The 15,190-nt window shown below is 49.4% G+C and carries 10 protein-coding genes; 2 read left to right on the plus strand and 8 right to left on the minus strand.

Annotated elements, in window-relative coordinates:
* The first annotated feature begins 29 nt into the window (after nt 1-29).
* Nucleotides 30-563, plus strand: a complete 534-nt coding sequence (locus tag BN1002_RS16640; RefSeq protein ID WP_048826663.1) for a DUF1850 domain-containing protein — start codon at nt 30-32, stop codon at nt 561-563.
* Nucleotides 550-2,508, plus strand: coding sequence for a TRAP transporter permease (locus BN1002_RS16645; RefSeq protein ID WP_048826664.1), 1,959 nt, complete (start codon nt 550-552; stop codon nt 2,506-2,508). Before BN1002_RS16640 ends, BN1002_RS16645 begins: the two co-directional genes overlap by 14 nt.
* 119 nt (nt 2,509-2,627) lie before the next feature.
* Here the strand turns inward: BN1002_RS16645 and BN1002_RS16650 are convergent, their stop codons facing one another.
* The 8 genes from BN1002_RS16650 to BN1002_RS16685 all read right to left on the minus strand — a co-directional run bounded on the left by BN1002_RS16650 (nt 2,628) and on the right by BN1002_RS16685 (nt 15,181).
* Nucleotides 2,628-4,679 carry a catalase gene (locus BN1002_RS16650; protein ID WP_048826665.1) on the minus strand — a complete coding sequence of 684 codons (2,052 nt, stop codon included), beginning with the start codon at nt 4,677-4,679 and terminating at the stop codon, nt 2,628-2,630.
* Nucleotides 4,680-4,698: 19 nt separating this feature from the next.
* Nucleotides 4,699-4,893 carry a hypothetical protein gene (locus tag BN1002_RS23865; protein ID WP_148362810.1) on the minus strand — a complete coding sequence of 65 codons (195 nt, stop codon included), beginning with the start codon at nt 4,891-4,893 and terminating at the stop codon, nt 4,699-4,701.
* 138 nt (nt 4,894-5,031) lie between these two features.
* Complete coding sequence (locus tag BN1002_RS16655; RefSeq protein ID WP_231575046.1) at nt 5,032-5,790, minus strand: anthrax toxin lethal factor-related metalloendopeptidase; 759 nt, start codon at nt 5,788-5,790, stop codon at nt 5,032-5,034.
* 359 nt (nt 5,791-6,149) lie between these two features.
* Nucleotides 6,150-6,869 (minus strand): SDR family oxidoreductase, encoded by a 720-nt coding sequence (locus BN1002_RS16660; protein ID WP_048828010.1) that lies wholly within the window; start codon nt 6,867-6,869, stop codon nt 6,150-6,152.
* A 98-nt stretch (nt 6,870-6,967) separates the two neighbouring features.
* Nucleotides 6,968-11,347, minus strand: coding sequence for an endo-alpha-N-acetylgalactosaminidase family protein (locus tag BN1002_RS16665; RefSeq protein WP_048828011.1), 4,380 nt, complete (start codon nt 11,345-11,347; stop codon nt 6,968-6,970).
* A 342-nt stretch (nt 11,348-11,689) separates the two neighbouring features.
* Nucleotides 11,690-12,628, minus strand: coding sequence for a 1-phosphofructokinase (gene pfkB, locus BN1002_RS16675; RefSeq protein WP_048826667.1), 939 nt, complete (start codon nt 12,626-12,628; stop codon nt 11,690-11,692).
* Nucleotides 12,615-13,493 (minus strand): tagatose bisphosphate family class II aldolase, encoded by an 879-nt coding sequence (locus BN1002_RS16680; RefSeq protein WP_048826668.1) that lies wholly within the window; start codon nt 13,491-13,493, stop codon nt 12,615-12,617. The genes pfkB and BN1002_RS16680 overlap by 14 nt, the downstream gene beginning before the upstream one ends.
* 515 nt (nt 13,494-14,008) lie before the next feature.
* Nucleotides 14,009-15,181 (minus strand): SIS domain-containing protein, encoded by a 1,173-nt coding sequence (locus BN1002_RS16685; protein WP_048826669.1) that lies wholly within the window; start codon nt 15,179-15,181, stop codon nt 14,009-14,011.
* Nucleotides 15,182-15,190: the final 9 nt, after the last annotated feature.

Here is a 15,190-nt window from a genome sequence, read left to right on the forward strand (position 1 = left end):
GCAGCGAAAAAGGACAGGCGGGGTTTTCCATGAAAAAAGTCTGGCAGAGAAGGCCTCCAGCTTATCTGTTCCCCCTCATTATTCTATTCATCGCCATCGTGCTATTCATACCATACAAACAGGCTATTATTTTTCAATATCAAAACACGGATCAGGTCCTTGCCTATATCCCCTTATCAAAAGAACACAAATTTAAAATGAAGTACACACACTCCATCCATTTGACAGATGTGGTGGAAAGCTATGAAGTGACGAAAAAACAGGAAATCCGCCAATATGAGCTTGAATACATGGATTTCGCAATCGGTATGCCGGCAGATGCATCAGAAGGGGAAAGGTTTGAACAGAAGGATGGCAAATTTTACATTAAAGACATGAACAGGATATTTCCATTTTTTGATCTTCGGACCGGAAAAGTCCGTGCCAATCACCGGGTGATTTTTCAAGGGAAAGAGTATCCACTCTCGGAGTCGATCACACCTGGGACATGGGTCCGGATTATGGTCAAAAAAATAAATACCTGGCAACAATTGAAAGGAGTGAACATCCTTGAACATACATGAGGGGACGTTATCAGAACAAGAGCAGCAAGCGCTGCTGGAAAAATATGATCCCGAAGCAGGGACGAGAAAATTATCAGGAATATTGGGATGGATAGTCTTTTTAGGACTCCTCTCCTTTTCATTATTCCAGCTCTGGACTTCAACAATCCATCCGTTGACAGCCCAACTCCAGCGCTCCATTCATCTTGGCTTTGCGCTGGCCCTTATCTTCCTCCTCTTTCCCGCACGGAGAAAGAACATCGCCCGCCACAGTGTTGCCTGGTACGATATCATCCTGGCAGTTCTGTCCATAGGGGTCGGGGCTTATTGGCCGTTAATGATCGAAGATATTGTCAACAGAGTCGGCCAACTGACGCCGCTTGATTTTTATGTGGGGCTATTGGCCATCGTCCTTGTTCTAGAAGCAACACGAAGGGCAGTCGGGCTTCCCATTACAATCATTGCACTTGTTTTTATGATGTATGCCCTTTTCGGCCCTTACATGCCGGGCTTCTTGGCACATAGAGGGCTTGATTTGGATAGACTGGTCCAGACAATGTTTTTTACGACAGAAGGAATTCTCGGCACTCCGCTTGGGGTTTCCGCGACCTTCATTTTCCTCTTCCTGTTATTCGGTGCATTTCTCGTCAAGACAGGAGTTGGACAGTATTTCAATGATTTGGCAGTATCCATTGCCGGCAAAAGAACAGGAGGCCCGGCAAAGGTTGCTATTTTCTCAAGCGCCCTTCAGGGGACCATCAGCGGAAGTTCGGTTGCAAACGTCGTCACATCAGGATCTTTCACCATCCCGATGATGAAAAAGCTCGGCTATAAAAAGGAATTTGCCGGTGCTGTAGAAGCAGCTGCTTCTACCGGCGGACAGCTCATGCCGCCAGTCATGGGCGCCGCTGCCTTTCTGATGGTTGAATTTATCGGTGGCGGAATTACCTACTGGGATATCGCCAAGGCGGCTGCCATTCCAGCATTGCTCTATTTTACAGGCATTTGGATCATGACCCACTTCGAGGCAAAACGGATCGGGCTCCGGGGATTGACAGATGAAGAAATGCCGAACAGAAGAGAAGTACTGAAAAAAATCTATCTGCTCATCCCGATTCTCGCGGTCATAATCCTGATGATGTCAGGGATAAGCGTCATGAGAGCCGCTCTTTGGGCAATTGTTATAACCGTCCTTGTCAGCGCTATTAGGAAGGATACAAGGATTGGAATCAGAGGGATTATCGAAGCGCTTGTCGATGGTGCCCGGACCGCGCTTGGGGTGGCTGCCGCGACAGCTGCAGCCGGAATCATCGTTGGTGTCGTAACGAAAACTGGCCTTGGATTGAAGCTCGCCAACGGACTGCTTGATTTGGCTGGCGGCGCATTGCTGCCGACCCTAGCCTTCACAATGCTGGCATCCCTTGTGCTTGGCATGGGATCTCCAACAACGGCAAACTATGTAATTACATCAACAATCGCAGCACCAGCCATCATCCTATTGGGAGTACCTGATTTGTCTGCGCACTTATTTGTTTTCTATTTTGGGATCATTGCGGACATCACTCCGCCAGTTGCCCTGGCCGCGTTTGCAGCAGCGGGTGTATCCGGCGGGGAACCGCTTAAAACCGGGGTGAACTCGGCAAAGCTGGCCATCGCCGCTTTTATCATCCCGTATATGTTCGTCATGTCGCCTGAACTATTAATGATCGACACGACCATCCCTACTATAATCTGGGTTGTGTTCACAGCGTTAACAGGCATGATGGCTATCGGAGCCGGTATCATCGGCTACTGGTACAGAAGACTCTACCTGATTGAAAGGCTGGTTGGTATTGCTGCAGGCCTCCTGCTCATCAATCCTGAAAAAATTACTGACATCATTGGCCTTGCCACATTCGCTGTATTGCTCGTCCTGCAGATTGTCATTAAACGCCCGGACAACCCGAGCCTTGCAACAGCAAAATAATGTAAGCAAAGGGATGATTCCATTTCTTCATTCGGAGCCCTGAATAAAGCGCTGGCAACGTCCCTTGCTTCATGAAAATAAAACAAGCTGCCGCGGTTTTTCCGCTGCAGCTTGTTTTTTTATTTTATTGTTGCTCTATTCCAATGGCGATGGGCTGCAATTGCATCAATGAATTCTTTGCTGAATATTTCGGCATCCTCGCTAAGGACAACTCCCGGCATTCCAGCTATGCCGCCTTCTTCCAGCAACGCGCCACCTTCAAGGGTAGCTCCGATCGGCTTGAAGTGCTTAAACGCTTCATTGATGAAGTAGGACGCTTTCTGATGGAACAATTCGGTTAAATCCTTGCCGCCAACAACGTATAGGGCATCGAACAGTACAGGATCGGCAGTCAGGAAAGTATGGTGGACAGGAAGCTCTGTTCCATCGTCTCCAACCACGTTGTTAAGCGTCCCGCTCACGAACTCTGGAATGATGCCCTTCCCGGTCAGGCTGTTCAGGATTTCCTTCACTTCGGCACCGTTAAAGCCGTTGTCAATGAGAACGCCTACTTTCCGTGAACGTGGCGACTTCTTGCTGTTTTCCTGACTAAGGGCCGGAGAAGATTTTTCTGCCGCCAAGGTATTCCCTTCTGGAGGGACCGCGCCAATATTGACTGCAAAAGCCGCAGCGAGTTCGGTACTGACATTGGCGAACATGTCGACGACCTGCTGCCGGACGGATGGGCTCATCACTTTTCCAAGCTCAAAGCTGAACGCCTCGATGATATGCTGTTTTTCAGGAGGGCTCATACTGTTCCAAAACATCGCCGCTTGTGAGAAATGGTCCTTAAAGCTCTCGCTGCGCGCACGTATTTTGCGCCCATCAATTTTTTCTTGGTAATGTACATACCCGCCTTCCTCTTCACTCGCTGGCGAAGGGGTGTTAGCGGCAAGCGAGTTGTTGTGGTAGCTCACCTTTCCGGTGTTAATGGTTTGCCGGCCATATCCGTCCCGCTGGTTGTTATGGAAAGGACAGACCGGGCGGTTGATCGGAAGTTCATGAAAATTCGGGCCGCCGAGGCGGATCAACTGTGTATCGGTATACGAGAACAATCGTCCCTGCAAAAGCGGATCATTTGTGAAATCAATGCCTGGCACAACATGTCCTGGATGGAAAGCGACCTGCTCCGTCTCGGCAAATACATTGTCCACATTTCGGTTCAAGGTCATTTTTCCGACAATCCTGACCGGAATATCCTCCTCAGGCCAAACTTTTGTCGGATCAAGGATATCGAAATCAAAATTGAATTCATCCTCTTCTGGAACCATTTGGACGCCAAATTCATATTCAGGGAAATTGCCCATCTCGATGGCTTCATACAAATCGCGGCGATGGAAATCAGGGTCTTTCCCGGCGATTTTTTGAGCCTCATCCCATACAAGGGAATGGATTCCGAGTACCGGCTTCCAATGGAATTTTACAAAATGGGACTTCCCATCTTCATTCACAAATCGGAAAGTATGGACACCAAACCCTTCCATCATCCGAAAACTCCTTGGAATTGCCCGGTCGGACAGATGCCACATAATCATATGGGCAGACTCCTGGTTATTAGCGACAAAATCCCAAAATGTGTCGTGCGCAGAAGCCGCCTGGGGCATTTCGTTATGAGGTTCGGGCTTCACTGCATGGATAAGGTCGGGAAACTTAATCGCATCCTGAATGAAAAAGACCGGCATGTTGTTTCCCACCAAGTCATAATTGCCTTCTTCCGTATAGAACTTAGTAGCAAAACCGCGCACATCCCGCACCGTTTCAGCCGAGCCGCGCGAACCTGCCACTGTCGAAAAGCGCACAAACACAGGCGTCTTGACAGACGGGTCCTGCAGAAATTTCGCTTTTGTGAATTCTTTCATCGACTCATACACCTGAAACTCACCGTGTGCCGCAAATCCGCGGGCGTGCACAACCCTTTCCGGAATTCTCTCATGGTCAAAATGGGTCATTTTTTCACGGAAGTGGAAATCCTCCATCAATGTCGGGCCCCGGTCACCTGCTTTAAGGGAAAACTCATCCCCAGAAACCCTCAGCCCCTGATTCGTAGTCATCTTCTGTCCCTGGTCATCCACCTTGAACTGATCAAGCTGCTGCTGTTTCCTGTCCTTCTCCATATTACGGTCTTCCTTCATCCCAGTCCCTCCTCCTGCATTATGTAGGTTTGTACCGCTTTTCTCCTACCCTAATCAAGTCATGGACAAACAAACAGACAAACGCAAGGCTGTAAAGGAACGGCATTAAGAGAACCGCACCGCTTGGACTTCTTCCCTCGGCTTTAGTGAATGGTTCTCTATCCCACTCACGTTCATAAACTTCCAGTTCCAAATAATGAAATATGCCTCGCAAAAAAACTGCCTGCCAGGCAAAAGCCGGCAAGCAGTCAATTCAATTCTTTCAGAATCCTCTAGCTATTCATTAATAACTTCACAGCCTTCTCTCTAAAAAGCTAGCTCTGAGCATAAGCAGAGCTGTCTGCTAATCCCCCTAAGAAGCCAGCGGATGAACCCGATATTCCTGCATTTTTGCAGAACGCTCCTTTGCGGTTTCCCTTCCATGGTTCGGGATATTCCGATAAAGCTTGTCCATAAATTCATACGTTTTTGGTGCCACTGCCTTCAGATGCTCCCGAGACTCTTCCCCGCGATGATAATAGGCGAAGGTTTCTGCGAAATACTCCTCAGGATAGGAATAATAAGGATTGTCCGAAAAGCCGAGCCTCTCCTCGGAATGAATTCTCTTGAAATCCTCCGAATAACTGATATTGCCAAATACATAATAATCAATCGCATGTGCCGTTTCATGCAGTTCAAGATTGAGGGAGCTGTGCATATTCCCCGAATCACTATAGCCGATCCTGGCCACAACCGTTTTCCCTCCAGCCCCAGGCACATCATCCCACGTATAGCCCGTATGCTCCCAGCCTCTCGGAACAACTCCTTTTAAGTAGGCATACTCCGGAAGGTCAGTCAGCGGGAAATTAATAAATTTCACCTCAACGCCCGCCTTATCCAATGCCACGAGAATATTCGGATGGATATTCCAAACCCGATAGACCATGTCCCTCGCTGCCTGGTCATCATAATCCCCAACAGTCTGAACCGTCACCAGCCGGTCAAGCACATTATTAACCTGCTCAGTCTTCCCTTGCGGTGCAGCGGCAGATGCCTCCCCCGCAACCCCAAACTGCCACAACAGGCCAACCGCCAGCAATAAAAATCCCGCTTTCTTCACAAATCCCTTCAAACAATAACTCCCCCTTTCAAAATAAACACAGTTTTCCGGGCTGTGTCCCAACTAGCCGGAAACACAGCTACTTAGCAAAACGAAATACACTAAAAATTATATATAATATTCCGAATATTTAAAACAAAAATGCTACTCTTACGCATCTTAAATTCCCTACGACAGGCAAGCTCGCTCCCCCTTCTCGCAAAAGAAAAAACCTTTGTCCCGCTCCTTTCAACAGTAAACCGAGGCTCCCGCCAACTCAACCACCGTCTCCCTCGTCTGTTAAATTCAATCCCAGTTTCCCTTCCCAATTCCTGCGCAACTTTCTAGCAGTTACTTTTCTATTACAAAAAACCTTTTAAATTAATGTTCCATCACCACGGTAGCTGCCTTCCCTGGTAATCGAGGAAAAGCGGTTTTGGTTGGATATTTTTTTCGTTCTGTGTGATTAGGTTGACGAGTTGGCTGGCAGATTGGGCGGGGGTAAGTGTGGCGGCTGTATCGAGTTTGCCTGGCATGCAGGTTTGGACCCAGCCCGGGTGGAGGACGAGGACGCCGCCGCCGAGTTCCTTCAATTGGTTGTGGACAAGGCTGGATTGCATGTTCAGCGCTGCCTTTGACATGCAATAGCTGAAGTTGTTGGTCCGCTGGCAATCGGCGATGCTGCCGGCTTCTGACGAGATATTGACAACCAGCTTGGATTCCCCTTTTAAAAGGAGGGGAAGGAACGCATTCGTAACCCGGAGGGGCCCTAATGTATTCGTATTATATGTAGCCATCATGTCTCCGAAGTCGAGCGGGCCCCTTGCTGTCGCTTCAACATTCCCCAGGATGGCGGCATTGTTAATCAGCCAATCCAGCTTATTAGCCCGCTCTTCGACAGCGGCTTTTGCCCGCTCAATCATACCCTGGTCGGTTACATCAATCCTTACCATTTCAAGACTGTCTGGATAGTCAGCCTTGAGCTCTTCCAGTTCTAATGAATTCGCCGCCCTTACTCCAGCGAATACAAGAAAATCCTTGCTAAGCAATTCCCGAGCTAATCCCAATCCCAGCCCGCGGTTCGCCCCTGTAATAAACACTGTTTTAACCAAATTCCTCACGCTCCTTTGGGCAAAATACGATTCAAAATACAAAACTTGCGGGCCAATCTCCATTAAGAAAGGCCCGCAAGTTTTTTGCCAACTATTTTTTACTCTTCATCCTTTTCTTGCCCTAAATCTTTATACGCCAAACCTGGAGGAATCTCTTCGATCCGGAGATTGTCGAGCATGAATGTGCCAGCGCCAGTATCCATGTTCAGGCTTGCTCCATCACTGAAGATGCCGATATACGACTGGCCGTTGGCAGAGCCTTCGATAATAAACTCGGCTGTCTTCGTCTCAGTTGAAGCAGGAAGCAGTTCATTTATGCTCAAGCCTTTTACGTCCGCGATTTTCCGGGCGTCATTTTCCTGGTCGCCCGAGATAAAGCGGTATGATCCTGCTGTTGTCTGATAATCGAACGACACCTTATACACCTTTCCTTCTTTAAAACGGAAGTGCTGAGGGATCGTCCTGTAAATCAATCCGCTGTTTCCGGTATTCACCTTGACCGACCAGTTGCCGCCCAGGACATCATCGACGAGCTTTTTGCCGGCCCAGCCCTTTTGTGTGTAAGGGGCATGCTTTTCAGCCAAGTGGATCCGGTTATCTTCAACGCCTTCCGTGTTGCCGATGACAAACGGATAAATTCCCTGTACGACCGATTCGAAGTCCTGAACGAACTTTGTTGGCGAGTCTTTTACCACATTGTTCAAGGCCTTCTCCACAATCCGGATGTCATCAAATTTCGTCCAGCCTTCCCCTGCCTCGCGGCCAAGGATCAATTCGGCTGTCTCCTTTTGTGCGGTGAAGCTCACTTGCATTCTCTGCATCTTGCTGTTGTACCCATCATTCGTAGCATGAGAATCTGCTTTCACATAGTTCTTTTGCAGGCTGCGCAGTGTGTAGTTGCTGGCATTCTTTTTCGCGTGTTTCACCGCGATGGATGCTTTCACATCACTTTGGTTATCAACATACACTTCCGCGACATACTCTTTGCCTGGCACGAGATTAGTGATTGTGCGTGACATTTCGGTCTTTTCGGACGGGCTGTCGATTTGTAGGTAATAGTCGCCGCTGCTAAGGTTGCGGGAAGTACCGGTTTGGTTCGTCCTCACCACATTCACCGCTTCCACGTCACCCTTTACAGTAGTGAACTGGTCATTCACTGTGCCGGAGTTGAAGCCGGTGTCATACACATGGGCATCCTTGCTCCAGTCGGACACCTTCAAGCCATCGCTTTTTACAGGAACAACCACGTAAGGAGTTGCCGCTTCCGCCGTCAAGGTAACTTTGTTCCCGACAACAGATACTTCCTTCATTTCCGTCCTGCCCTGGTCAGTCAGCTTGTAGATATATACCTTCGAAGCTCCGGCATACTCATCCGGAAGCGCCCAGGTTGACTCGCCGCCTTTCAGGTTCCAGTGGTACAGCTTTTTCGAATCAGGAGTCGGGGTTTTAAAATCCTGTTCAACCCAAGGCAGAAGGTAATTGTGCCCGTCAAGAACGACTTCCCCATTCAGCTTGATTATCCGGTCTCTTGAATTGTCCTTTCTTTCGACAACCACCGTGTCTCCGTTGCTTGGGTCTTTCAGTTTAATTTCTTTTTCAAGATTTGTTTTGTTTTTATCGCCTGCAACTGTTTCCCAATTGGTTACATAATATTTCTGCAGGAACTTCGTCGGGACGTTCGAATCAAATGTCATCCTGATAAAATTGTCAAAGTTCTTGTCCGATTGCCAGCCTTCGAAACCGGCCAGCTCGAAGCCGCCGAGAAGTGGATGATCAGCTGTTCCGCCTGCTTCCGGCCAGTTCAATACCCATGAATCCTTCTGGTGGTTGCCGATGAAGCGAAGGATTTCGGAGTTAATCCCTTTGCTTGACGGCCCGCCGTAATTCTTGTCAGTCGCCCAATGCTGCCATGTCGAGTGGTTCGCGATCGAGGTGCCGAATTCTGTCGTCACTCTCCAGCCGCGGTCGTTCATTTGCTCAGAAACACGGTCCGATTCCCATTGATCCTGATACCAGACATCAAGGTAAATGAAATCAAGGCCTGGCGCCGCTTTTTTCAACTGGTCCATCCTCGCAGCGCGCGCACCGGATGCCAGGTCCCTGATTTTGTTGATGACATAACCTTGGTCAAGCCATCCCCAGCCTCTTGAGTTCGGCCCTTCGATCAGTTCATCACTGAACGATTTCGCTTCCGGATATGTTTCCTGCGCGTTGATATGGACTCCGAATTCCGCATTGTACTTATGGCCTTCCTCAATAAGCGCATTCAAGTCCTTTTCACCGCCCATCCGTTCACCTACGTCGCCGTAATCCGGATGCGCGCTGTCATGCCCTTCATTTCCATAGCCTTTCAATAGGACAGCCTGCCCTAGTTCATCAGTGGAAAGGGCGACCTTTTTGACATTATCAAGTGTTTTAAGGAAAGGCTGCTGCACCTGGGAGCCAAAGTTCATGACAATCCGCGTGCCTACTAGATTGTTCACATTGTCCCCGCCTTTGATTGCCGGCATAATGCCGCGGTAGGCGATGGCGCCGTCCTGCCAATCAACGTTGTTATCCTCGTTCAAATCTTCCGCTATCGCGACTTTTACCGTCGGCATCAATTTCTGCGCTTCCGGCATGAACGAGCGATGATAATAAAGGGTGTTCGAACCGATGCCAAGTGCCTTTGCGCCATCCGCATTTTCGTAGCGGCTCGCGATCACGTTCAGGTAGCCGTTGACTTCCGAGCTTGACCATACACCCGCGCTCAGTTCATTGTTCGATACAAAGCCGACATAATAGGAAGCTTTCGAACCAATGCCCGCCATGGAGCCATTTATAGCTACATCGACATCGCCCGGCTTTGTCACATCGCTGCTCAAGTTGGCGAATCGCGCTTTTGCATTTTCCTCGCCCGAGTTCACCGAGGCAAAATTCAAATCGGCCAACTCGACGGTTTCAATTTTCGCGGAGCCCGCATTGGAAATATCGGTAAAACGGTAAATGACATTGTTGTCTTCAACCTTCAGCGAAACAGTAAACGACGCATCAAGATTTTCAATTTCATCTTTGACCTTTAATGTGTAGATGGCTTCACTGTCGCTCATTTTTTTGAACTGGACTTCAGGATAGTAAAGCAGGCCGTTTACTTTCAATCCATAAACAGGAGCCTCCTGGCCGTTCATTTCCTTCTCGCCGACCTGGTATTTAACCACTCGCGGGAAAACCTGGTCGATTGTGACGTTCATGTAGTCCGATTTCAATGTATCCAGCACCGGCGGGGTCGTCGGAGCCTTTGGCGGGATGATTTCCTTTATTTTGATATTGGCGATTGTGATATCCGCAGCTCCGCGGCTCTTCTCGAATCCGAGCAAGCCTGCCCGGTCGACGCCACCGGAAAGGGTCCAAGTAGTGACCTTCTGCCCGTCTATCGACAGGGTCGCTGTGTCGTCAATCACCTTCACGCTCAGCCGGTATGTCTGGCCGGCTTTCAATGGCGTGCCCTTCGTCATCCCGGTCCAAGTGTTTCTCGGCCCGAATATTTCTCCAAAATACTGATCGTTCGCATCACCTGTCCCTACATATGTATAGGCAGATGAATCCTGGACGCGGTAGAGCAGCCCGAACCGGTTCATGCTGTCTGTGCCAGGTGTGATATCCGCTTCGAAAATTCCATTTTTCACTTTCGGCCCGTTGTAGACGATGCGATTCTTTTGGGTGGAAGTGACCTTGTAGGTCGCAGAGCCATCCTCGTTATAAACAATCGACCCATCCCCTGTTAATACCGATAAATCGCCTTCCGTCAGGTTGGAGTCAACGAGATCGACAGGTTCCTCATTTTCAGGAGGATCAACCGGATCGACCGGATTTTCCGGCTCAACAGGTTCCCCTGCGCCATCCTTCAGCTCAATCAGCACCTGGCTGTTATCGCTGCCGAATCTGCCAAGCTTCACCGCTTCCTTTTCATTTAAAAGGTTCCCCGCGGCGGCAGGCAAAGTGACCTGTCCGAATAAATCCGCTCCGTTATATTCAGCTGTCAATTTCAAGCCATCATAGTCAATTTTAATCGTATTGCCGCTTCCTTTTTCAGGGAGCGCGGCGGCAGGCCTATTTTGCAGCCATGTGCCCTGCCCTTGGTATTTGTACTCGTAGAACCAGCCGCCCGCATCATAGCCGACAAACACAAAGTTATTGGCATCTTTATAATGCGGATAGAAACCGAATCTTGTCGCTTTCCCGTCTGTTTCCGGAATGAAGCTGTATTCAATCGTTCCCTTTTCCTTCGCAATTACATTCTTTTCCTGAAAAATCGCGGCTCTGGCCCCATTATCGTTCCCTTCACCGGAACCAAGCCTAACATAGCTCTTGCCGTTTACTTCAGCAACCTCATTAATTTCATTTCCCCCGGAGGATAAAGTCTGCCAAGGATTGCTTGCCTCGGCCGTCACCGATAATGGAGGAACCATGCTAACCAGTAATGCTGGCAAAATCAACATAAGTGACAAAAACGGATACAAGGTTTTTTTATAAAGCCGAATAACCAATTTATCTCCTCCTAGTGGTGCTATCGTTACAGTGAAGTTCAGAAAATGCCTTCTGCCTGATCAGGGCGGCACTTCCTCTTTCCACGCATGAAGCGGGTTGAACCTTCCTCCATGCCCATCCAGTTCGATCCCGGGGTTTGCCGGATGGCACACGGACTTGCCGGTTGCTTCCCTTAAGAACAAGGCTACTTTTATTAAAACGCTTACACAACCGGAATATTGCTATCTTTTGTAGAAATATTGCTTTTTTCTGATAATAGCCAATATACTGATAACTATAGGCAAAAAGGCCCATTACAGGCCTTTCACAACAATTTCCGATGCAATTTTTTCAACATATTTCGCTTGGATATATCCAGTTTTCGCTTCCATCGCATTTGCTGCTCCGCACGCCGAAGCAAGCCTTAAAACCTCTTCAAAACTATATCCTCGCGCAAGTCCCGCCGCTACTCCAGCGATGAATGAGTCTCCGGAGCCGACCGCGCTGACTGTCTCCACTTTAGCAGCTGCCACATAAAATCTCTTTCCTTCATAGAGGACAAAAGACCCATTTTCACCATCCGAAACGACAATCGCAGGTATCCCGTTTTCCGCAATCTGCGCCATCGCTTCCCAAATATCATCTTCACTCCCGCACGTTTTCCCGATCAGCTGTTCAAGCTCATGGCGGTTCGGCTTAATGAGGAACGGACGGGCGGAAAGACAGTTGGCCAATGCGTCCCCGCTCGTATCCAACAACACTTTCGCGCCGCCCCTGTTCGCCGTTTCAATAATCGATTGGTATAGTTCCGAGGACACTCCTTTCGGAAGCGAACCGCTAATAGCGACAATGCCGGCATCCTTGAGAAAGCCTTCTGCCGCCACCCTGAATTCTTCTGCTTCTTTTGCAGAAATGAAAGGCCCTTCCTCAAGGATTTCCGTCTGGCGTTTTTCACGGTCGATAAATGCGAGGCATTGCCTCGTCTCGCCCTCAATCTGCACAAACGCATCCGTGACTCCGAGCTTCCGAAGTTCACCCCGGATAAACACGCCGTTGCTCCCTCCAAGAAAACCTGTCGCCGTTACTTCCTCGCCGAGCAGCTTCAGCACTCGAGTCACATTCAGGCCTTTGCCGCCGGCCGTCTTGATCGGATTGGCGGTCCTTGTGCTTTCCCCAATCGCGAGTTCGTCCAGCCGGTAAGCGGTATCGATGGCCGGATTCAAGGTGACCGTCAGGATGCTATGCTTTTCCATTGCAACCGCACATAAGAATTTTATTGATGACTACCTGTTTCATCGCTTCCTTGCCAGGAGTCATATATTTTCGCGGATCGTTCGCATCGGGATGCTCAAGGAAATACGATTTCACCGCATCGGAAAACGGGATTTTCAAATCTGTCGCAATATTAACCTTGCAGATGCCAAGATCGATGGAGCGCCTGACCATTTCCTCTGGTATGTCGGAGGCACCGTGCAGGACGAGCGGGATATCGACGACAGACTGGATTTCTTTCAGACGGCCGAAGTCAATTTTCGGTTCGCCTTTATAAAGGCCGTGTGCCGTCCCGATTGCCACAGCGAGGGAATCAATTCCGGTCAGCTGGCAAAATTCCTTCGCCTGGTCAGGATTCGTGAACTTCGCGTCCTTCTCATCGACGACAAGGTCATCCTCAATTCCGCCGAGGCGCCCTAGTTCAGCCTCGACCGAAACGCCATGCTGATGAGCGTATTCGACTACTTCTTTGACAATCCTCACATTGTCTTCAAACGAATGGTGTGAGGCATCGATCATCGCCGATGTGAATCCCATTTCGATATAAGTCTTGATTTCTTCCAAACTCTCAAAATGGTCAAGATGAAGGGCGATTGGGATCGAATATCGTTTCGCGGCTGTCTCGGCAATGGCGACGAGATAATCCCCGCCTGAATAGTTAATTGTCCCAGGCGTGCTGGCAAAAATGACTGGAGACTCCAATTCCGCGGCCGTCTCGGCGACAACCTGGAAGGTTTCCAGATTATGAATATTGAAGGCTGGGATTGCATATCCCTGCTCCTGTGCCTTCTTGAACATATCAATTGTGTTGACGAGGCCTGTACCGGCCAAGCTATTCCTGCTCATGTTGCAGTCATCCTCCTTATATACGGCTTTTTTTGCAAAAGGCTCTGCTATCGTTGATTGTTGATTTCCACTCCGGGGACATGCTTTCCGCGGGGCGAAGCATCTACCTGCACCACCTTCATGAGAAACATTCATGAATTTGCTTCGTGCTGCTTTGCGACGAGCTGAAGGTTCTCTTCCCCGAATAGTCTGTGGCGCAGGAGATTCTTTTTGGAGCCTCCTCGGCGTCATAGACGCCTGTTTGTCCAGCTGCAGCGCCTAGCCCCTCGAGGTCGCTTCGGTCCCGAATGTGAAGTCAAAGAACGACTTCCCCTTCTGGCCCTCCAGCGCTTGTCGGGGCTGACCAAGGCGCTTCCACTTTTCGAGGGTCTCCACGTGCCGCTTCATCCCGCCGGAGTCAGTCCCCTCCGTTCCAATCAACTTCATTGAAAATCAACTTCACCTTAAACTGAGCCTTGCAAAAAGCCGCCTTTCCTTCGACAGGTTTCCGGAATGGGAACCCTGCCAAAACACTTTTAATCGAAATCGTAGATGGTCACGCCTTTGACCACCCGGTTCACCCTGCCCGATGGGGAAGGATTGTCCGGGGTGATACCAAGATGAATAGAATTAAAGAAAGCATACAGCTGGCCGTAAATGACGTAATCCAGCGCCAGCAGGGAATCATCAAGCCCGGCTCCTTCGTTCGGAATCACAATGGCTGTGTCGCAGCAGCCGCTTAGCTCCCCGCTGTCTGCGTCGGCAAAAGCGACTACTGTCTTCTCCCCTCCGTCCTGCTTCAATTCTTTTAATAAATCAATCTCGTATTTCCTCGTATATGGATCATTTGATAAGTAAACGAAAATCAGCGTTTCGTCATCGACAATTGACTTCGGGCCGTGCCTGAAACCAAGAACGGTTTCAAAGAAGGTCGGGATTTTGCCGGCCGCAAGCTCAAGGTTCTTCAGGCTCGTTTCCTGAGCGAGGCCTTTCAGCAGCCCTGAGCCAAGATAAACAACCTTTTTCTTGTCCAATCCGACAATCTTTCTGACATCCTCTAATTGGGTCTCTAAGATCCGTTCGGAAATTTCAGCTGTCCGTGCCGCTTCAGACTTGAAGGTTTCAAATTCGCCAAGCTGGAAAATCGCAAGCGCGGAAAGGTACATGCACGTGAACGAGCTTGTCATCGCAAACCCTTTATCATTCGATTCTTCCGGCATCAGTAGCAGAAGTGTATCACCTCTATCGTTCGCTGCCTCTTTGGCCAGCTGGCCGTCCGAGTTGCACGTGATGATGATTTGCTTCATGTTTTTCACGAGTTTTTTTGCCAAATGATATGCCCCGACAGATTCCGGGCTGTTGCCGCTTCTTGCAAAAGAAACAAGGACGGTCGGAACGTCGGGCTTAAAATAATTGAGTGGGCTCGCGACAATATCGGTCGTCGCAATCGACTCGACCTGGACCGGCAAAAGCCTCCTCAGTGTCGGTGCCGCCAAATCGCCCGCGTACGCCGATGTACCGGCGCCAGTGAAAATAATGCGGGCCTTTTCTTCAAATACATTTTCATTGATAAATGCTTCAATCGCATCCTTGTTCTTCTCAATCGATTCCAATGCCGCGAGCCAAAGCCGCGGTTGCTGCTGGATTTCGCGGATGGTGTGCGCACCGCCCGCCAGAGCTGTTTCGCCCAGCTTACCCAGGATACTCATATTGTAAAA

This window comes from Bacillus sp. B-jedd (assembly GCF_000821085.1).
Taxonomy (GTDB): Bacteria; Bacillota; Bacilli; order Bacillales; family Cytobacillaceae; genus Bacillus_D.